The following is a 19,398-nucleotide window of genomic DNA, read 5'->3' as shown; positions in this document are numbered from 1 at the left end:
GGGGTCAGGCGACGCCGGCCAGCAGCCCTTCACAGCTACGAGTGACCGCGCGCGCCGCGGTGCGCAGCTCCCGGGCCGAGAACGGGTGCTCGGCCAGCGCCTGCCAGCGAGCCAGGGCTTCGCGGGCCGCCGCGGCGATCTCCTCCGGCGACGCGTCGGCCGGCAGGCCCAGCCGCAGGTACGCGGCCCCGCCCGCCCCGCCGAGCAGCAGATCCATCTCGGCCAGCTGCGCCTGCGTGCCCGGCAGCCGGCCCGACCGCAGCAGGTGCAGCAGCCGCAGCTCGACGAACTCGTGGGCGCTGGCCCGGATCCGCTCGGCCTGCGCCGCCAGCGCCGAGCCGGGGTCGATGAACTCGTCCAGCACCGCCAGCGCGGACCGGGCCTTGAGCACCTCGCTGCGCCCGACGAACTGGGCCGCGAAGACCTCCCGGAGCCGGTCGATGCCGCTGTGCGCGGTCAGCGCGGCGGCCAGGTCGGCGGAGTCGTGCACCTTCTGCTCGCGGATGAGCCGCACCGACAGCCGCACACCGAACAGGCCCAACCGGCCCAGCGCCTCCCGCCGCCCGGGCGCCGAGCCGGCGAAGCGGTCGGCGGTCAGCAGCAGCTCCACCACGTCGGCCATCGGCAGCGCCGCCACCGCGGCCAGGGTGCGGAACTCGTCCTCGCGCAGGGTCGCCCCGGCCGCGCCGAGCAGGCCGGCCACCGGCACGACGACGGGGCAGAGCCGGCGCAGCCGGTCGTCGGCGGCGTAGCGGGCGGCGACCCGGGCGGCGGCCTCCATCGCGTCCAGCCGGGCGCCACCGATCTCGTCGGCCCGCGAGAGCACCCCGACGGTGTTGACCGGGGTGCCGCTGGCCAGGTCGTCGCCGTGGAAGGACTCCAGGAAGCGGACGTCGTCGGCATGCATGTGGCGCAGCAGGTAGATGACCGCGTCGGTCTGCGCGGGCCGGTCGGCCTCGGCATCGAGGAACGCGGTGGTCCGCAGGGACACCTCGGTGGACAGCGACGCGATGCCGGGCGTGTCGATCAGGGTGTGCCGGCGCAGGCGGGCGCTGGGGACGCGGACCTCGAGGTGGTCGATCTGCTCGGCGGGCCGGTCGAGGGTGATCCGGACGGCGCCGGCGGCCCGGTGGAACGGCAACGGCCGGGCGCTGCCGTCACGCAGGTGGGCCGTGACGGCGTACGTCGGGCCGTCGGCGTACCAGGTCACGATGCGGGTGCACTCCCCCGCGTCGGTGGGCGCCAGGCCCTCGCCGACCAGCGCGTTGAGCAGGGTGGACTTGCCGGCCTTGACCTTGCCGGCGATGGCCACCCGCAGCGGCTCGCCCAGCCGGCGCCGGGCAGCGCCGATCGCCGCCCGCACGGCCGGGTCGCCCGTCTCGGCCAGCGCCCGGTCCAGCAGCGCCCGCACCTCCGGCAGCAGAGTCATGCCAGCCGGTCCAGTTCCGCGCGCTGGGCGGCGAGCTGCCGGGCCCGGGCCGCGCGCTGGTCCGCCGGCAGCGCGGCCATCTCGCGGACCGCGGACGCCGCCTCGGCCGTCGAGCGCTCCACGGCGGCGGCCCGGGCGGTGAACTCGTCGCGCAGCAGCCGCTGGGTGCGCCGGACCGCCTCGCGGGAGTCGCGGCCCACGTGGAAGGAGACGTCGTCGACGTAGCGGCGCAGCTCGGTGCGGGCCTGCTGGCGGCGCTGCTGGATCTGCCGTTCGCGTTCCTGCTTGACCAGCCGCCGGCCCAGGGTGAGGCCGGCGATCAGGCCGATCGGCGCGGCGATGAACACGTTGAACATCGCGCCGATGGCACCGAGCATGTAGAAGCCGCCGTAGGTGATCCGGGCGGCGGTGAACGCGCCGAGGAACTGCTGCATGCCGGAGCGGTGGAAGTCCACGTCGAGGCCGCCGACTTTGCCCAGCCCCTGCTCGGGTGAGGGCAGGTCCAGGTCGAGGCCCTCGTACTCCAGGTCGAAGCGGGTGGCCACCTCCTGGGCGAGCTGGTCGCTGCGCTGGGCCAGCAGCATCAGGTTGTCCACCGCGGCGGCGGACGCCTCACGGGCCGCCCAGGCCTGGAATTCCTGCCAGGTGTCACGCGGGTCGGACTCGTTGAGCAGCTCCTCCCCGGCGCGCAGCATGGTCCGCAGGCGCTCGCGCAGGTCGTGGTCGACGTCCGCGGTGAGGTCCTGGATGCCGTCGCCGAGCACGGTCTGCCAGGAGCCCAGGGTGCGGGTGCGGCGTTGCTTCTCGGCGTACCGCTGGACCAGCGTCTCCGCCGCCGCGGGTGAGCTCGCCGCGGCCTGCTCGGCCACCACCCGCTCGCGCAGCTGGGCCACGACGAACGCCAGCTCGGCGCGCGCGGCCGAGCGGGCCCCCGCGCGGGCGGCGTCGAGCACGTCCCGGCGCAGCAGCTCGACCAGCAGCGGATAGCCGGACTCGGTGTTGAGCTCGGGGCTGTCGCGGGCCTGGGCGCGCAGCCGCAGGAACGACGAGACGGCCACGACCGGCACGTCGAGACCGGCGGCGGCGAGGTGCCCGGCGTCGAGCTCGACGATGCGCCGCCACTCGCCGTACAGGTCGGTCTTGGTGACCACGCAGTACGCGGCCGGGCAGCGCTCCAGCACCCGGCGCAGGAAGTCGACCTCCGCGGCGGTCAGCTCCTGGGACGCGTCGGTGACGAACAGCGCCGCCGCGGCCCCGGTCAGCGCGCCGAGGGTCAGGTTGCCGTGCGCGGAGTCGAGGCCGCCGACGCCCGGCGTGTCGACGAAGGACAGCCCGGCGCCGAGCAGCCGCCGGTCGAGGCGGACCTCCACGCTGCGTGGCGCCCGTGCCCCGGCCTCCGGAGCGGCGCCGGTGACATGCCCGCTGAGCTGGTCGAACGACACGGTGACGGGATCCACCGAGCCGTCCTCGGCGGGCACGTGCAGGGTGACCGAGGGCTCGGTGCCGTAGCGCAGGACGGTCGGCACGGCGGTGACGACGTCCGGGTCCACCGGGCACACATCGGTGCGCAGCAGGGCGTTGACCAGCGTGCTCTTGCCCTGCTTGAACTCGCCCACCACCGCCACGGTGACATCGCCGCGGTGCAGCTGGGCGGTCGCGCGGTCCAGCCGTTCGGCGAGGTCGGGCCGGTCGTGGGCGACGGCCAGGCGGCGTGCGCCGGCCAGCTCGGCGAGCAGGTCCGTGGCCAACGACTCCCTCACTCATCTCGACGCAGCCCTGCTCAGAGGCTACGCGGGCGGTGCCGGCCGGATGAGGTCGCCCCGGCGCACCGCGCGCAGCGTGCGGACGGCGACGACCGACCAGGCGGCCAGCAGCATCGCATAGAGCGCCACGGCGAGGGCGGCCGGCAGGGCCGACGGGATGCGGGTGGCGAGCCCACTCGCGCCGGTCACGACCGTGCCGACCGGGAAGGTGAAGCTCCACCAGGTGAGCGAGAAGGGCAGCCCGGCCCGGGCGGTGCGCACGGTGATCACGGCGGCCAGGGCCGCCCAGCAAACGGCAAAACAGAGCGCCGGTACGCCGTAGAGCAGCACCAGCAGCTGCGCGGCGGTGGCGTACGGCTCGCTCAGCACACCGTCGGCGGCCCGGCCCAGCAGGTGCACGGCGGTGACCGACTGGCCGACCGGGCCGAGCACGATCCACCACGTCGGCACCATCCGGGCCGCGCCGGGGCCGTACGAGACGAGCCTGCGCCACAGCCGGGCGAACACCAGCGCCGCCGCGACGAGGCTGAGACCGGCCATCGCGTAGCAGGCCGCCAGCAGCTCGACGGGCCAGGGAACGTGCGGCACGAGCAGCGCGCCGGTCGCCGCGGACACCATCGGCGACACGACCGGCATCAGCCGGCCGCCGAAGGCCGTGCCCGGTCCCGGCCGGTGCCGGGTGACCATCCGGTACGGGATCACGACAGCGACCGCCAGCCCGAGCAGGGTCCCGGCCGTCCAGAGCACCACGTCCACCGCGACGGCGGCGGGCTCCCCGATCCAGTCCCGGCCCAGCAGCAACGTCCCCGCGCCGACGGTCAGCAGGGCCATCGGCGGCGCGCCCCAGAACTGTTCCGAGACGACGTCCCCCGTGTACGCCCGCCGGTGCCGGACCGCGGCGGCGACCAGGACGACCAGCAGGACCGACGCCAGCGCCCAGACGACGGTGGCGAGCGCCCGCAGCCCCGGCACGTGCAGCGGCAGCGAAGCCGCGGCCGTGGCGACGATGCCCGTGCCCATGACACTGGCGAACCAGTTGGGGCCGATCACGATCGGGGCCGGGCGCACGGGACGTTCGAGCAGGACGGTCATGATCTCCACTCTCCGGCCGTGCGCGGCTCCCCGGTAGCCGCCGCCCGCCTGTGGGGTCATAAGCTCGCCTTATGCCTCTGCCGCCGGCGTTCGCCGACCTGACCGGCTTCGACCTGCTGCTCAGCGTCGCCCGGCTGGGCAGCGTGGGCCGCGCGGCCACCGCACACCACATCTCCCAGCCGGCCGCCAGCGCCCGCCTGCGCGAGCTGGAACGCCGCCTCGGGCTGACGCTGCTGCACCGCTCCCCGCGCGGCTCGACCCTGACCACGACCGGCGCCCTGGTCGCCGACTGGGCCCGCGCCGCCGTGGACGCGGCCGACGCCCTGGCCACGGGGGTCGCCGCGCTGCGCGAGACCCACGAGAGCCGGCTCGCGGTGGCCGCCAGCCAGACCATCGCGGAATACCTGCTGCCGGCGTGGCTGGTGGCCCTGCGCACCGGCCACCCCGGGCTCAGCGTGACCCTGCGCGCGGCCAACTCGGCCGACGTGGCGGCCGCGGTGCTGGCGAACGAGGTCGATCTCGGCTTCGTCGAAGGCCCGGAAGCGCCGGCCGGCCTGCACGCCGAGACCGTCGCCACCGACCGGCTGGCGGTCGTCGTGGCCCCCGGGCACCCGTGGTCGAAACGGCGGCGCGGCGTGACCCCGGCCGAGCTGGCCGGGACCCCGCTGGTGTCGCGGGAGGCCGGCTCGGGCACCCGGCGGGCGTTCGAACAGGCCCTGGCCCCGCTGACCGCGGCGGCCCCGCTGCTCGAACTGTCGTCGACGACGGCGATCAAGCACGCGGTGGCGGCCGGCAGCGGGGCGGCGGTGCTCAGCTCGCTCGCGGTCACCGCCGAGCTGGCGGCGGGCACGCTGGTCGCGGTGCCGACGGCGATGCCGCTGCAGCGGCAGTTGCGGGCGGTGTGGCCGGCCTCGGGACAGCTGATCGGCCCGGCCCGCGACCTGTACGCGATCGCCCGCCGCCGCCACCGCTGAGCCGGGCCTTTCCGGCGGTCCGCGAGCCGGGCCGGCTGCCGCGGCCGTTCGCGGGCCGGGCCGGCCACCGCGGCCGTTCGCGGGCCGGCCGCGCCGATCTGTACCGGGTGCGGCGGATCCGCTCGATGATCGGCGCTTACGGGCGCTCTATCCGTTCACGCCCAGCGGTCGGAGCGCGACCATTCGGTCCGGCCCCTCACCTGCGCGAACACCGCAGACAGATTGCTGACAGCGGGCGCCGCGCCGCCGCCGTGCCAGGCTGCCGCCAGGCCTGCTGGGGGGCCGGTCTGGGGGACCAACATGCGCCGTCGTCTGTGGACAGTCGCCGTGGCGGCACTCGTCGCGCCGTTCGCCTTCGTGGCACCCGCGCACGCGGCCGTCACCCCGGTCGCGAAGGTCAATTTCCAGCCGGCCGCCGCGGCGGTCCCGGCCGGGTACACCGCCGACACCGGGCTCGGCTTCGACGTGGCGCGCGGGTCGGGCTGGGTGGCGGCCGGCACGCACGACCCGCTGGACCTGAGCCGCAACACCCGCGATCGGGCTCGCGCCGGGATCGACGCGCGGCTCAACACCGTGATCCACCTCCAGTACGGCGACGTCGGCGGCACCAGCGGCGTGCTGACCCCCGGCGCCTGGGAGTTCGCGCTGTCCCCGGGCTCGTACCAGGTGACCGTGTCGGTGGGTGACCAGCCCGCGTACGACAGCGCGCACACGATCCGGGTCGAGGGCGTGACCGCGGTGTCCGGCTTCGTCTCCACCACGGCGGCCGAGTTCCGTACCGCCACCGTGACCGTGCCGGTGGGCGACGGGCGGCTGACCGTCGACGCGACCGGCGGCACCAACACCAAGCTCAACTACCTGGAGATCGCGCGGGTCGGTCCACCGGCCGCACCCACCGGAGTTACCGCCAGACCCGGCGACGCCCAGGTGGCATTGGCCTGGACAGCGTCGGCCGCCGCGGATCTGGCCGGCTACCGGGTCTACCGCGGCGGCACGCTGATCTCCGGCCCGGCCCCGCTGACCCGCGCGGCGTGGCTGGACACCACCGCCCGCAACGGCACGGCGTACGGCTACACCGTCACCGCCGTGGACAGCACCGGCACCGAGTCACCGCCGTCGGCCACCGTCACCGCGACCCCGGCGGCGTTCGCGCTCAAGGTGAACTTCTCCGACGCCGCCACCGCCCCGCCCACCGGCTACGTGCGCGACTCCGGCGACGCGTTCGCCACCGCTCGCGGCTACGGCTGGGTGCAGCTGGGCACCACGACGCCGCTGAGCCTGGCCGGCAACGGCCGCAACCGGAACCCGGCCGCCGCCCAGCCCGACGTACGACTCGCCACGCTCATCCACGCCCAGCTGCCGGCCGGCTCCACCGGAGTCACCACGCCCGGATCGTGGGAGGCCGTCGTGCCGAACGGGACCTACACGGTGACGGCCGCGGTCGGTGACGCGGGTACGGCCGTGAACAGCGTGCACTGGCTCAGCATCGAGGACCAGAACGCCGTCGCCGCGTTCACCGCGACCGCGTCCGTCAAGCACGCCACCGCGACCCGGACGGTCACCGTCACCGACGGACGGCTCACGCTCAGCCCGGCCGGCGGCACCAACACCAAGCTCAACTACGTGGACGTCGCCAGCGTGCCGGGCGCGGGGGCGATCCCCGGCGTACGCACCAGCACCCCGGCCAACGGGGCCACCGGGGTGTCGCCGACCGGCAGTGTCGTCGAGGATCTGGTGCTGCCCAACGGCGGCGTCGACCAGGCCACGCTGACGTCGGCGACCGTGACGTTGACCCGGGTCAGCGACGGTGTGGCGGTGCCGGCCAATGCCATCACCAGCGGCGGCGGAGACGTCGTCAACCTCTCCCCGACCGCGGCGCTGACGGCGAACACCGCGTACCGGTTCACCTTGACCGCCGGGGTGAAGGACGTGAGCGGGCGGGCCTTCACGCCGTACTCCATCGTCTTCACCACCGGGTCCGGCACCGGACCGGGCGGCCCGGCCGCCTTCGACAAGGTGGTCGGCGTCGCGACCGGCGCGTCCTTCACGACGGTGGTCGAGGGCCCCGGCAACCGCCTGTACGCGGGCACTCTCGACGGACGCATCTTCCGCTTCCCGATCAACGCGGACGGCACCCTGGGCACCGCCACGATCATCACCGCGGTCCGGGACAACGCGGCGGCCCTGGGGCTGCCCGGCGCGCCCGCCCGCACGGTGATCGGCATGGCCTTCGACCCGGCGGGCAACCTCTGGGTCACCGACAACTACGAGTTCACCGGCCCGCTGAACGTGCCCGACTGGTCCGGCCGCATCGGCCGGCTCAGCGGCACCGACCTGGGCACCTACACGCCGGTGGTGGTGAACCTGCCCCGCTCGGTGAAGGACCACGAGACCAACTCGCTCGCCTTCGGACCCGACGGCGCGCTGTACGTGTCGCAGGGCGCGAACAATGCGATGGGCGCACCCGACTCGACCTGGGGCAACCGCCCCGAGCAACTGCTCAGCGCGGCCGTGCTGCGTTTCGACCCGGCGGCGTTCACCGGTACGCCGATCAACGTGAAGACCGCGGACGGTGGCAGCTACAACCCTTACGCGGCCGGGGCTCCGGTGACCCTGCACGCGACCGGCGTCCGGAACGCCTACGACCTGGTGTGGCACCGCAACGGCCACCTGTACGCCCCGACCAACGGTTCGGCGGCCGGCGGCAACACTCCGGCGACCCCGGCACCGCTGCCCGCGTCCTGCGCCCGCCGCGGCTACACCGGCCCGACCGTGCCGGCGCTGACGTCGGTGCCGACCGCGGAGACGGACTACGTGTTCGACGTGAAGGCGGGCCGCTATTACGGGCACCCGAACCCGCAACGCTGCGAATGGGTGCTGGCCGGCGGCAACCCGACCGCGGGCACGGATCCGTTCCAGGTGGGCGCGTACCCGGCCGGCACCCTGCCGGACCCGAACTTCGACCTCGCCGGAACGTACGACGCGGGCCTGCACGCCTCGGCGAACGGCGCGATCGAGTACCGCGGTGGGGCGCTCGACGGCAAGCTGCTCGTGGTCCGCTACTCGGCGGGCCAGGACATCGAGACATTCGACGTGGCGGCGAACGGCACGCTGAGCAACCGCACGACCGGCATCACCGGACTGACCGGATTCAGCCAGCCACTGGACGTGACGCAGGACGTGAGCACCGGCAACCTGTACGTGACCGAGCTCGGCGCGAGCCGGATCACGCTGCTCAAGCCCCGTGCCTGACCGGCTCGTGGGGAAATCACCCTTCCGGGGTCACGAAAACGGCACGCCGCAACCTGACCGGTATCGAGATGTGCGAAGCTGCGCGCCTACATCTCGACCCTCGTCTTCGGAGGCATGCCGTGGCATCGCTCCTGTCCATCGTTGCCGCCCTCCTGGTCGGCCTGCTCGCGGGCTGGCTGATCTGGGGCCGGATCCTCGTTTCCCGGCGGTCCGCGGCCGCGGAGGCCGCCCCGGCGGCTGCCGTCGCCGCACCCGTCGGGACAACCGCACCAGAGGCCGCGGTGCCGGCCGAGGTGGATTCGGCTGCCGCTGAGCCCATCGTGGAGGGCCGGCCGGTGACCGAGGCTGTCACTCCGGCCGAGCCGGTTGTCACGGCCACGCCCAAGACCGAGACCGTCGAGCCGGCCGAGCCGGTCGTCACCGCCGAGACCGTCTCCGTCGCCGACGGCGGGTCGTCCGCCGCGGGCACGCCGGATGTCGAGCCGGTCGCCGCGGGCACGCCTGAGGCGGAGCCGATCGCCGTCGGCACGCCGGATGTCGAGCCGATCGCCACCGCCACGCCGGATGTCGAGCCGATCGCCACCGCCACGCCGGATGTCGAGCCGGTCGCCGCGGGCACGCCTGAGGCGGAGCCGGTCACCGTCGGCACGCCGGATGTCGAGCCGGTCGAGACGAAGCCCGTCGCCGCGCCCACCGCGACGGAGCCCGTCGCTGAGGCGCAGCCCGTCGCCGCACCCGAGCCGATCGCAGCGCCTGAGCCGATTGCCGCAGCCGAGCCCGTGGCAGAGCCTGAGCCCGTCCTCGCAACGCCGGTCGCCGCCGAGCCGACGCCGGTCGCCGCCGAGCCGACGCCGGTCGCCGCCGAGCCGACGCCGGTCGCCACCGGATCGACGCCGGCCGAGCCGACGCCGGCCGCGCCGGTCGGGGCCGCTCGCCCGGCCGACAAGCTGACCCGGATCGAGGGCATCGGCCCGAAGATCGCCGCCACCCTCGCCGCCGCCGGCATCAGCACCTACCGCGACCTCGCCGACGCCGATCTCGCCTCGCTGCGGGCCACGATCAAGGCCGCCAAGCTGCGCCTCTCGCCGAACCTGGCGACGTGGCCGGAGCAGGCCCGCCTGCTGGCCGAGGGCGACCAGCGCGCCTTCACCGCCCTCGCCGACGACCTGGCCGCCGACCGCGAACCGGGCGTCGAGCCCATCACCGCCACCGAGGCCGCGTCCGCAGCCGAGGCCGTGCCCGCCGCCACCAGCCCGGCCGGTCCGGATTCAGCAGTGAGCCCCGACGCTGCCCTGGACGAGACGGCTCCGGCGCTCGGCGGCACGACGGCCGACGAGACCGTGCCCGCCGGTTCCGCCGCTGACGCCGTACCGGCGCAGCGCAGTGCCGAGACCACCGCGCCGGACGATCTCACCCGGATCGAGGGCATCGGCCCGAAGATGGCCGGCGCGCTCGTCGCCGCCGGCATCACCAGCTACGCGCAGCTGGCCGCCACGGACGAGGCCGGGTTGCGGGCCGCGATCGCGGCCGCCGGCATGCGGTTCTCACCCAGCCTGGTGACCTGGCCGCAGCAGGCGAAGCTGCTGGCCGACCGCAGCGTCGTGCGGAGCTGACCCGAACGGACCGGGACAACAACGAAGGCCCAACCCCGTGCCGGGGGTTGGGCCTTCGTCGTCAGTGCCAGGAGCGCGGACCGGCTGTCAGCGCTTCCAGGTACGGGCCGAGGTCGTGGCGGAGTTGCCCGCCTTGTCGACCGAGCGGACCTGCACCTTGATCTTCTTGCCGTACTTCGACACCTTGATCTTGAACGAGTAGCCCGACGTGGTGTCCTTGGCGACCACCTTGCCGTTGATCAGCAGCTCGACGCGGGCGATGCCCGACGAGTCACTGGCCGAGGCCTTGAGCGTCACCGTGCCCTTGACCTTCGCGCCGTTCTTGGGGCCGCTGGTGATCTTCACCGTCGGCACCTTGTTGTCGGCGATCAGGGTGCGGTTGTAGACGGCCGAGTTGCCCGCCCGGTCGTACACCTTCCACTGGAACTTCACCGCACGGTTGAGCCGGCCGCTGTTGTACTTGACCGCGTACGGCGTCGTGGTGTCCCGGCCGACGTACTTGCCGTCGGCGTAGAGCGCACCGTACGACATGCCCGCGCCGCCGGTGTCGGAGACGCCGGTCGCGCCCACCGTCACCGTGCCGCGGAACTTGGCCGACTGCGCCGGCGTCGCCCCGGTGATCTTCGGCGCGGTGGTGTCCACAGTGGTCACCGCCGTTGCCGCGCGCACCTCGCCGAACGCCGTGAAGTTCGTCGTGACGGTCTGCTTGGCGGTCTTGGTGAGGCTGTTCTGCAGCGACCACACGGTCGCCCCCGGGTAGCGCGACTTCACCAGCGCCGCGATGCCCGACACCAGGGGTGCGGACGCCGAGGTGCCACAGAAGTACCCGTAGTTGTCCTCGCCGACGTCTCCGCCGCCGCTGTCGTTGGCGAAGCCGGCCAGGTTCGGCGCGACCGTGCACCAGGGTGCGGCCACGTCGACCCAGTCGGCGCCGGTGTTCGAGCCGTAGTAGCCCAGCGCCGGGTCGTAGTCGAGGAACCAGTCACCGTTGATGTCCGTGCCACCGACAGCAAGCGAGTCCGCGTACGCGGCCGGGTACAGCCGGTCGCTCAGCGCGTCGTTGCCCGCGGATGCCACGACCAGGATGCCCTTGCCGCGGGCGTACGTGACCGCGTCCTGCAGCACCGTGCTGCTCGAGTAACCACCGAGCGACACGTTGATGATCTGCACGCCGCTGTCGGCCGCGTACTTGATGCCGGCCGCCACGTTGGCCATCGAGCCGTTGCCCGCGGAGTCCAGCACCTTGACCGGCAGAATCTGGCACTGCCAGCAGACCCCGGCCGTACCGGTGCCGTTGTTGCCCCGCCCGGCGATGAGGGCGGCAACCGCGCTGCCGTGCCCCTCGTCGTCGGCCGGGTTGCTGTCGCCGTTGACGTAGTCCCAGCCCGGCAGCAACGCGTCGCCGAGCTCACCACCGAGGTTCGTCACGCCGGTGTCAACCACGGCCACCTTCACCGCGGCCGATCCGGTGGTCAGGTCCCAGGCACCCGGCACGGTGATCTGGGGCAGCTCGGTCTGGTACGACCAGTACTCGTCGTTCGGCGTGACCGCCGTGGCCCGGACGATGCCGTCCTTCTCCACGTACGCCACGTCCGGGTCGGCCCGCAGCTTCGCGATCGTCCCGGCGCTGGCTGCGGCCGGGACAGTCACGCGACGAGCACCGAGGGACGCCAGGGTGGCGTCCGTCTTGGCCCGCAGGCCGGCCGCACCGAGGGACTGGGTGGCCGCGGAGGCCTCGACCCCCGGCTTGAAACCGACCACCAGGTGCACGGCGCCGTCACCGGCGTCCGCCTTCTTGCGGGCTGCGGACTTCTCCGCGGCGGCCTTGGCCGCCGCCAGCAACTTCTTGTCACCGGCGGGAGCTTTCCCGTCGGCCGCGGCCCGCTTGCGGGATGCCACGTCGGTGCCCGTGTCATCCGCCGACGCGGAGCTCGCCAGGATTCCCGCCGTCGCGACCATGGCCACGCAAGCGAGCCCGGCCGCAGCGCCGCGCACTTTCCGTTGTCTGAACACGTGCCTCCCCCATTTCGGCCCGCATGTGCGCGCGGGCCGGGTCATCCTAAGAGGACGGCACACGTGCCGTGGGGCGGCATTTCGGACCAACACCCGCGATTAGACCTTAAAGATCGGGCGAGTTCCGGCTCGGGCGACGAACGCTCCGGCTGTCTCGACGGCGGGTAGTCGCCGGCGCACGCTACGGTCAAAAAGTGCGCCCGCCGATACCGCCGGCGGAGCCGGTTTCGCTATGGGCGTCACGCGCCGCCCTGGCCACGGCGGCCCGTTTCCGGAAGCGTGAGCGTCATGGACGCCGTTTTCGTACTGGTGCACAGCCCGTCGGTCGGGCCCGGGACGTGGCACCCGGTCGCCGATGAGCTGAGCGCCCGGGGAGCCACCGTCGTCGTGCCGTCGCTGGCCGGGGTGGGCGACGCGGGACCGCCGTTCTGGCCCCGGGTCGTGGAGCTGGTCGGTGCGGCCATCGCCGGGCTCCCGGCGGACCGGTCGGTGGTGCTGGTGGCGCACAGCAACGCCGGGCTGTTCGTGCCGGTCATCGTCGCGGCCGCCACCCGGCCGGTCGTCGGCTGCCTGTTCGTGGACGCGACGGTGCCGGCCCGGCAAGGGCCCACCCCCGTCGTCCCGCCGGAGGCCCTGGCGTTCCTGCGGGCCAAGGCCGTCGACGGCATCCTGCCGCCCTGGACCACCTGGTTCGACGAGACCGAGGTGGCCCCCATGCTGCCGGACCCCGGCGTCCGCGCGGCCGTCGAGGCCGAGCAGCCGCGGTTGCCGCTGAGCTACTACGAGCAGCAGATCCCCGTGCCGGCGGGCTGGGACGCGCAGCCGTGCGGCTATCTGCTGTTCGGGCCGCCGTACGAGCAGGTCGCCAACGAGGCCGCCGCCCGGGGCTGGGCCGTGGAGCGGATCGCCGGGCGCCACCTGCACCAGGTGGTGGACCCGGCCGGGGTCGCCGGGCGGATCGCCGCGATGGCGGCCACCTGGTCCCCGCCCTCGTCACCGGCGGGTGCGGCGGCCTAGATTCGGGGGATGCCACCCACCCACGAGGTCGTCAACCAGCCGCCACCCCTGGCCGGTCACGACATCGCCGCCGACGCCGCCCTGCTCGAAGGCCTCGCCCGGGAGGGCGCCGGCTGGGCCACCGAGGATCTGCACCGGCTGGGCAAGCTGGGCGGGCAGCCGGAGGCTCAGCGCTGGGCCTCCGACGCCAACCGGTACGAGCCCCGCCTGCTCACCCACGACCGGTACGGCAACCGCATCGACGAGGTCGAGTTCCACCCGGCCTGGCACAGCCTCATGGACGTCGCCGTGGGGGCCGGGCTCGCGGGGGCACCGTGGTCGGACGGCCGGGCCGGGGCGCACGTCGCGCGGGCCGCCGGCACGTTCGTGTGGAGCCAGGTCGAGGCGGGCCACTCCTGCCCGATCTCGATGACGTACGCGGTCGTCCCGGCCCTGCGCAACGCACCCGAGCTGGCCGCCGTCTACGAGCCGCTGCTGACCGCGCGGGTGTACGACCCGGGGCTGCGTACGCCGGCGGCCAAGCGGGGGCTGCTCGCCGGCATGGGCATGACCGAGAAGCAGGGCGGCTCGGACGTGCGGGCCAATTCGACCACGGCCACCGCGGCCGCCGACGGCACGTACCGGTTGCGCGGCCACAAGTGGTTCACCAGCGCGCCCATGTGTGACCTGTTCCTGGTGCTGGCCCAGGCCCCGGGCGGGCTCTCCTGCTTCCTGGTGCCGCGGGTGCTGCCGGACGGCGCGCGCAACCCGTTCCGGATCCAGCGGCTCAAGGACAAGCTCGGCAACCGCAGCAACGCCAGCAGCGAGCCGGAGTTCGACGAGACGGTGGCCTGGCTGGTCGGTGAGGAGGGCCGCGGGGTGCGGACCATCATCGAGATGGTCGCGATGACCCGGCTGGACTGCGTGACCGGCTCGGCCTCGGGGATGCGCGCCGCGCTGGTCCAGGCCGTGCACCACGCGCGGCACCGCGCCGCCTTCGGCGGGCCGCTGATCGGCAAGCCGCTGATGCGCAACGTCCTGGCGGACCTGGCGGTGGAGTCGGAGGCCGCGACGGCGCTGGCTCTGCGGCTGGCCGGGGCCGTCGACCGGGGGGTACGCGGTGACGCCGGCGAGCGCGCGTTCAGCCGCCTGGCCATCGCGGTCGGCAAGTTCTGGGTGTGCAAGCGCCAGCCGGCCGTCGTCGGCGAGGCCCTGGAGTGCCTGGGCGGCAACGGCTACGTCGAGGAGTCGGGCCTGCCCCGGCTCTACCGCGACGCCCCGCTGAACTCGATCTGGGAGGGCTCCGGCAACGTCCAGGCGCTGGACGTGCTGCGGGCCCTGCGCCGCGACCCGGCCGGGCTGGACGCGTTCCGGGCCGAGGTGGGCGCGGCCGCGGGCGCCGACTCCCGCCTCGACGCCGCCACGGCCGAGCTGACCGCGCTGCTCAGCGATGGCGATGACCTGGAGTCGGAGGCCCGACGTGTCGTGGAGCGGATGGCCCTGGTGCTGCAAGGCTCCCTGCTCGTGCGGCACGCGCCGGCGGCCGTGGCCGACGCCTTCTGCGCGAGCCGGCTGGGCGGCGACTGGGGCCACTCGTTCGGCACGCTGCCCCGGGGCGTGGACACCGCGGCGCTGCTCGACCGGGCCCTGCCGGCCTGACCTCCCGCCCGGCGGCTGCCCGCCGTGGGCCGAAGTCTCAAGTGCCGGGCGCCGATGCCGATGGCCCGTCGTGCGGACAAATGCGGTCGACCGGAGAGTCACGGCGTGGACGGCGGCCGGGCTGCTGATCTGCGTCGCGTACCCGCTCCTGGGCGACGGCACCCTGGCCGGGGCGGTGCTGTACGACCTGTTCGAGCTGCTGACACTCGTGGTGGTGCTGGTCCAGGCCCGGCGCAACCGGCCCGAGGACCGGCTGGGCTGGTACGTCTTCGCCGCCGCCATCGGGTTCCGGCTGACCGGCGATGTCACCTACGAGATCTACCGGCAGGTCCTGCACCAGTCGCCGTTCCCCTCCCTGGCCGACGTCTTCTACCTGGGCAGCTGCCCGCTGCTGGTCGCCGGCACGCTGCTGCTGGCCCGGGGCCGGGTCGGCCGCGACCTGGCCGGCCTGCTCGACGCCGCGATCATCGCCACCGGGCTGGGCCTGGTCTGGTGGGTCCTGGCCATCGGCCCGATCGCCGGTGACAGCTCCATCCCGCTGCTGGAACGGCTGCTCGGCGCCGCGTACCCCGGCTGCGACCTCGTGCTGCTGGCGCTCGTGGCCCGCGTGCTGACCCGCTCGGGACGTCCGACGGCCGGCGTGGCCCTGCTGATCACGGGCACCGGCACGCTGCTCGCCGCCGACGTCGGGTTCCAGTTCGTCACCGCCTACCGCCCGGAGCTCGAGGGGATCATCTCGGTCGGCTGGCTGCTCTCCAACGTCGTCTGGGGCGCCGCGGCCCTGCATCCGTCGGCCGCCGCCCCGGCCCCGGTCCGCACCGGCGGGCCCCGCGTGGGACCGGGCCGGCTGGTCCTGCTGACCGGCAGCACGCTGCTCGTGCCGACCCTGCTGTTCGTCCAGGGCGCTCTGGGCTTCCCGCACCTGAGCTGGCTGTCCATCGGCGTCGGCGCGGTGCTGCTGTTCGTCCTGGTCCTGCTGCGGATGTCCGGTTTCGTCACGCAGGTTCAGCGGCAGGCCCGGCAGTTGCAGGACCTCGCCATGCGGGACGACCTGACCGGCCTGCCCAACCGCCGCTTCTTCGAGGAGCGGCTCGCGGCCGCCGTGGCCGCCGGCCCGGCCCAGGTGGCGATGCTCGACCTCAACGGCTTCAAGGACGTCAACGACCGCTTCGGTCACGCCGTCGGGGACCGGCTGCTGGCGGTCGTGGCGCAACGCCTCGCGGACCGCCTCCGCGGCGACGACCTCGTGGCCCGGATGGGCGGTGACGAGTTCGCCGTCCTGGTCACCGGCGCGTCGGCCGAGGCCATGGCCGGCATCGTCGACCGGCTCACCGCCGTCCTGCGCCGGCCGGTGGAGGTGGCGGGCCAGGAGCTGCTGGTGGGGGCCAGCGTCGGCATCGCCGACGCTGAGGGCACCGACGACCCGTACGAGGTGCTGCGCCGGGCGGACACCGCCATGTACGCGGCCAAGGAGCAGGGCGGCAGCCACGTCCGCCGCTACGCCGTGGAGCTCGACGAACGGGCCCGCGCGGAGGCCCGGCTCGGGGCGGAGATGCGTACGGCGCTGGACACCGGCCAGTTCCGCCTCGTCTACCAGCCCATCGTCTCGCTGCCCGACGCCCGGGTCGTGTCCGTGGAGGCCCTCATCCGCTGGCACCACCCCGAGCGCGGCCTCGTCAACCCGGTGGACTTCATCCCGGTCGCCGAGCAGAACGGCCTGATCGTCGAGCTCGGCGCCTGGATCCTGCGGACCGCCTGCGCCCAGGCCGTCGCCTGGCACGCCACGCACGGTACGGCCGCGCCGGCACGCGTGAGCGTCAATGTCTCCGCGCGCCAGCTCGCCGAGCCGGATTTCGCCGATCTGGTGGCGGAAGTACTGGCCTGGACGGGCCTGAGTGCGCACAATCTGATCATCGAAGTCACCGAGACCGCCGTCTTCCGGGGCGGGCAGAGCGTGCAGACCGTCAAGGACCTGCACCAGCTCGGCGTACGCATCGCCCTCGACGACTTCGGCACCGGCCACTCCTCCCTCGGCCTGCTGCAGACCGTGCCCGTCGACACCCTCAAAGTCGACAAGAGCTTCGTCGACACCATCACCATGGCCGGCCGGCACGCCGTCATCGCCACCGCCCTCATCCAGGTCGCCGACGGCCTCGGCCTCACCGCCGTCGCCGAAGGCGTCGAAACCGCCGAACAAGCCACCGAACTGCACCGCCTCGGCTACCGGCTGGCCCAGGGCTACCACTTCGGCCGGCCCGTGGCCCAGCCCGACTTCCACGACGCCGTCACCGGCACCGAGACAGTGGCGGTGTGACCCCGGTGGAATCCTCAGATGAATACGCCGGCGACCGATTGCCCACCGTGCGACAGAAACGACTCTGGCGGTGGTGGCTGACCCTCGGCGTGCTGGCCGTGGGCGGTTACTACCTGCTGCCGCACGACGGCCTCGCCGCGAATGTGGTCTACAACATCATCGGGCTGCTGTCCTGCCTGGTCATCCCGCTGGCGGTACGCCTGCACCGGCCGCTGCGGCGGGCGATGTGGTACTGGTTCGCCGCCGGGCAGACCACCTGGGTGTGCGGTGACCTGGTCTGGGAGTACTACAAGTACATCCTGCACCAGGAGCCGTACCCGTCGGCGGCCGACTTCTTCTACCTGAGCGCGTACCCGATGCTGGTTGTCGGTCTGGTGCTGCTGAGCCGCGGCCGCCGCCGCGGCAGTGATCTCGCCGGTCTGGTCGACCCGGCGATCGTGGCGATCGGCATCGGCCTGGTCTTCTGGGTTTTCGTGATGCACCCGATCGCGGCCGGCTCGACCGCCTCGACGCTGGAGCGGGTCATCGGGGTGGCCTATCCCGCCGCCGATGCTCTGCTGCTGGCCATCCTGGCCCGGTTCTTCACCAGCTCGGGGCGGCGCTCGGCCAGCGCCCGGCTGCTGAGCGTGGCCGCACTGCTGCTGCTCTTCGCGGACGTCGCCTACTCGCTGGTCTCGCTGTACTCGGACTCCGAGGGCGGCAGCCTGCTCGACGCCGGCTGGCTGCTCTCCTACGTCGCCTGGGCGGCGGCCGCGCTGCACCCCTCGATGCGCTGGACCGGCACGACGGCGAACCGGCCCAGCGACGCGCGGGTGGGCCGGTCCCGGCTGGTGCTGCTGGCGGTCTGCTCGCTGCTGGCCCCCGCGCTGCTGTTCGTGCCCGGCATCGGCGGCGACCCGGTGGACCGGCTGGCGATCGCCGTCGGTGCCGTGCTGCTGTTCGTCCTCGTGGTCCTGCGCATGTCCGGCTTCGTCGCGCAGGTCCAGCAGCAGGCCGATCAGCTGGAGGACCTGGCGATGGCCGACGACCTGACCGGGCTGGCCAACCGCCGCCGGCTGGAGCAGGGCCTGACCGAGGGGCTGGCCGCCGGGCCGCTGCAGGTGGCCCTGCTCGACCTGGACGACTTCAAGGAGGTCAACGACGCGCTCGGGCATGCCGTCGGGGACCGGCTGCTGGTCGGTGTGGCCGAGCGCCTGTCCCGGGCCGCCGGACCCGGCGCCCTGGTGGCCCGGATGGGCGGCGACGAGTTCGCGGTCCTGCTCACCGGTGCGGACGCCGCGACGGCCGACGCCGCCGTCACCCGGCTCGCCGGCTCGCTGCGCTCGCCCGTGCACGCCGGCGGCCACGAGCTGCTGATCGGCGTCAGCATCGGCGTCGCCGACGGTACGGGCACCACCGACCCCGTCGAGGTGCTGCGCCGCGCCGACGTCGCCATGTACGCGGCCAAGTCCGTCGGCGACACCCACCGCCGCCACACCGCCGACCTCGACGACACCGCGGACGAGCAGGCCCGGCTGGGTGCCGAGCTGCGCACCGCGCTGGACACCGGCCAGTTCCGGATGGTCTACCAGCCCATCGTCGAGCTGCCGTACGGGCGGCTGCGGGCGGTCGAGGCGCTGGTCCGCTGGGACCACCCGGAACGCGGCATGATCTCCCCCGACCGGTTCATCCCGGCCGCCGAGCACAACGGGCTCATCGTCGAGCTGGGCGAATGGATCCTGCGGACCGCGTGTGCCCAGGCCGTCGAGTGGCAGGCCGACTGGGGTCCCCGCGCGCCGCAGCGGATCAGCGTCAACGTCTCGGCCAGGCAGCTGGCCCAGCCCGGGTTCACCGCCGTGGTGGCCCGCGCCCTCGCGGACACCGGGCTGCCGGTCGGCAAGCTCACCGTCGAGGTCACCGAGACCGCGGTGTTCGGCGGCGGCCAGGCCGTGCAGGCCCTCAACGAGCTGCACGAGCTGGGCGTACGGATCGCCCTGGACGACTTCGGCACCGGGCACTCGTCGCTCGGCCTGCTGCAGACCGTGCCGGTGGACGTGCTCAAGGTCGACAAGTCCTTCGTCGACAACATCACGATGGCCGGCCGGCACGCCGTCATCGCCACGGCGCTGATCCGGGTCAGCGAGGGCCTCGGCCTGACCGCGGTCGCGGAAGGTGTGGAGACGGCGGAACAGGCCGAGGAGCTGTACCGCCTGGGCTACCAGCTGGCTCAGGGCTACCACTTCGGCAAGCCCGAGGCCGAGCCCGACTTCGCGGCGTACGCCGTGCGCGAACCGGCCTCCCGGCCGTAGGGAGG

At 74.0% G+C, this 19,398-nt stretch carries 11 protein-coding genes; 7 read left to right on the top strand and 4 right to left on the bottom strand.

What is annotated here, in order from left to right:
• Positions 1 to 4: 4 nt before the first annotated feature.
• From ACZ6S4_RS17665 to ACZ6S4_RS17655, 3 genes are read right to left on the bottom strand one after another with little or no spacing between them, the layout of a single operon-like run.
• Positions 5 to 1,429, bottom strand: coding sequence for a dynamin family protein (locus tag ACZ6S4_RS17665; RefSeq protein ID WP_465475952.1), 1,425 nt, complete (start codon positions 1,427 to 1,429; stop codon positions 5 to 7).
• On the bottom strand, positions 1,426 to 3,189 hold the full coding sequence (locus tag ACZ6S4_RS17660) for a dynamin family protein (protein WP_465475951.1): 1,764 nt from the start codon (positions 3,187 to 3,189) through the stop codon (positions 1,426 to 1,428). The genes ACZ6S4_RS17665 and ACZ6S4_RS17660 overlap by 4 nt, the downstream gene beginning before the upstream one ends.
• A gap of 27 nt (positions 3,190 to 3,216) precedes the next feature.
• Positions 3,217 to 4,344 (bottom strand): TDT family transporter, encoded by a 1,128-nt coding sequence (locus ACZ6S4_RS17655; RefSeq protein ID WP_465475950.1) that lies wholly within the window; start codon positions 4,342 to 4,344, stop codon positions 3,217 to 3,219.
• 11 nt (positions 4,345 to 4,355) lie between these two features.
• Between ACZ6S4_RS17655 and ACZ6S4_RS17650 the strand changes: the two genes are divergently transcribed.
• The 3 genes from ACZ6S4_RS17650 (at position 4,356) to ACZ6S4_RS17640 (ending at position 10,123) form a co-directional block, all read left to right on the top strand.
• A complete protein-coding gene (locus ACZ6S4_RS17650; RefSeq protein ID WP_465475949.1) occupies positions 4,356 to 5,258 on the top strand; it encodes a LysR family transcriptional regulator in 903 nt (300 codons plus the stop codon).
• 300 nt (positions 5,259 to 5,558) lie between these two features.
• A complete protein-coding gene (locus ACZ6S4_RS17645) occupies positions 5,559 to 8,510 on the top strand; it encodes an Ig-like domain-containing protein (protein WP_465475948.1) in 2,952 nt (983 codons plus the stop codon).
• 119 nt (positions 8,511 to 8,629) lie between these two features.
• Positions 8,630 to 10,123 (top strand): helix-hairpin-helix domain-containing protein, encoded by a 1,494-nt coding sequence (locus ACZ6S4_RS17640; RefSeq protein ID WP_465475947.1) that lies wholly within the window; start codon positions 8,630 to 8,632, stop codon positions 10,121 to 10,123.
• 87 nt (positions 10,124 to 10,210) lie between these two features.
• Here ACZ6S4_RS17640 and ACZ6S4_RS17635 read toward each other — a convergent pair whose 3' ends face one another.
• Positions 10,211 to 12,136, bottom strand: coding sequence for a S8 family serine peptidase (locus ACZ6S4_RS17635; protein ID WP_465475946.1), 1,926 nt, complete (start codon positions 12,134 to 12,136; stop codon positions 10,211 to 10,213).
• Positions 12,137 to 12,424: 288 nt separating this feature from the next.
• Between ACZ6S4_RS17635 and ACZ6S4_RS17630 the strand changes: the two genes are divergently transcribed.
• The 4 genes from ACZ6S4_RS17630 to ACZ6S4_RS17615 all read left to right on the top strand — a co-directional run bounded on the left by ACZ6S4_RS17630 (position 12,425) and on the right by ACZ6S4_RS17615 (position 19,393).
• Positions 12,425 to 13,153, top strand: coding sequence for an alpha/beta hydrolase (locus ACZ6S4_RS17630; protein WP_465475945.1), 729 nt, complete (start codon positions 12,425 to 12,427; stop codon positions 13,151 to 13,153).
• A 9-nt stretch (positions 13,154 to 13,162) separates the two neighbouring features.
• Entirely contained in the window at positions 13,163 to 14,791 is a 1,629-nt protein-coding gene (locus ACZ6S4_RS17625; protein ID WP_465475944.1) for an acyl-CoA dehydrogenase family protein, read from the top strand.
• A 70-nt stretch (positions 14,792 to 14,861) separates the two neighbouring features.
• Complete coding sequence (locus ACZ6S4_RS17620) at positions 14,862 to 17,105, top strand: putative bifunctional diguanylate cyclase/phosphodiesterase (RefSeq protein ID WP_465475943.1); 2,244 nt, start codon at positions 14,862 to 14,864, stop codon at positions 17,103 to 17,105.
• Between the two features lie 47 nt (positions 17,106 to 17,152).
• Positions 17,153 to 19,393: a putative bifunctional diguanylate cyclase/phosphodiesterase gene (locus tag ACZ6S4_RS17615; protein WP_465475942.1), complete on the top strand. Its 2,241-nt coding sequence runs from the start codon at positions 17,153 to 17,155 to the stop codon at positions 19,391 to 19,393.
• Positions 19,394 to 19,398: the final 5 nt, after the last annotated feature.

It is taken from the genome of Actinoplanes sp. NPDC051405 (assembly GCF_055586185.1).
Note: the sequence above shows the minus strand (reverse complement) of the source record. Positions and strands in the feature narration are given on the sequence as shown.

Bases quoted from the DNA above. Each gene is read 5' to 3' on its own strand.
- ACZ6S4_RS17665 (WP_465475952.1), bottom strand. From the start codon at position 1,429: ATGACTCTGCTGCCGGAGGTGCGGGCGCTGCTGGACCGGGCGCTGGCC.
- ACZ6S4_RS17655 (WP_465475950.1), bottom strand. From the start codon at position 4,344: ATGACCCCACAGGCGGGCGGCGGCTACCGGGGAGCCGCGCACGGCCGG.
- ACZ6S4_RS17650 (WP_465475949.1), top strand. From the start codon at position 4,356: ATGCCTCTGCCGCCGGCGTTCGCCGACCTGACCGGCTTCGACCTGCTG.
- ACZ6S4_RS17645 (WP_465475948.1), top strand. From the start codon at position 5,559: ATGCGCCGTCGTCTGTGGACAGTCGCCGTGGCGGCACTCGTCGCGCCG.
- ACZ6S4_RS17630 (WP_465475945.1), top strand. From the start codon at position 12,425: ATGGACGCCGTTTTCGTACTGGTGCACAGCCCGTCGGTCGGGCCCGGG.
- ACZ6S4_RS17625 (WP_465475944.1), top strand. From the start codon at position 13,163: ATGCCACCCACCCACGAGGTCGTCAACCAGCCGCCACCCCTGGCCGGT.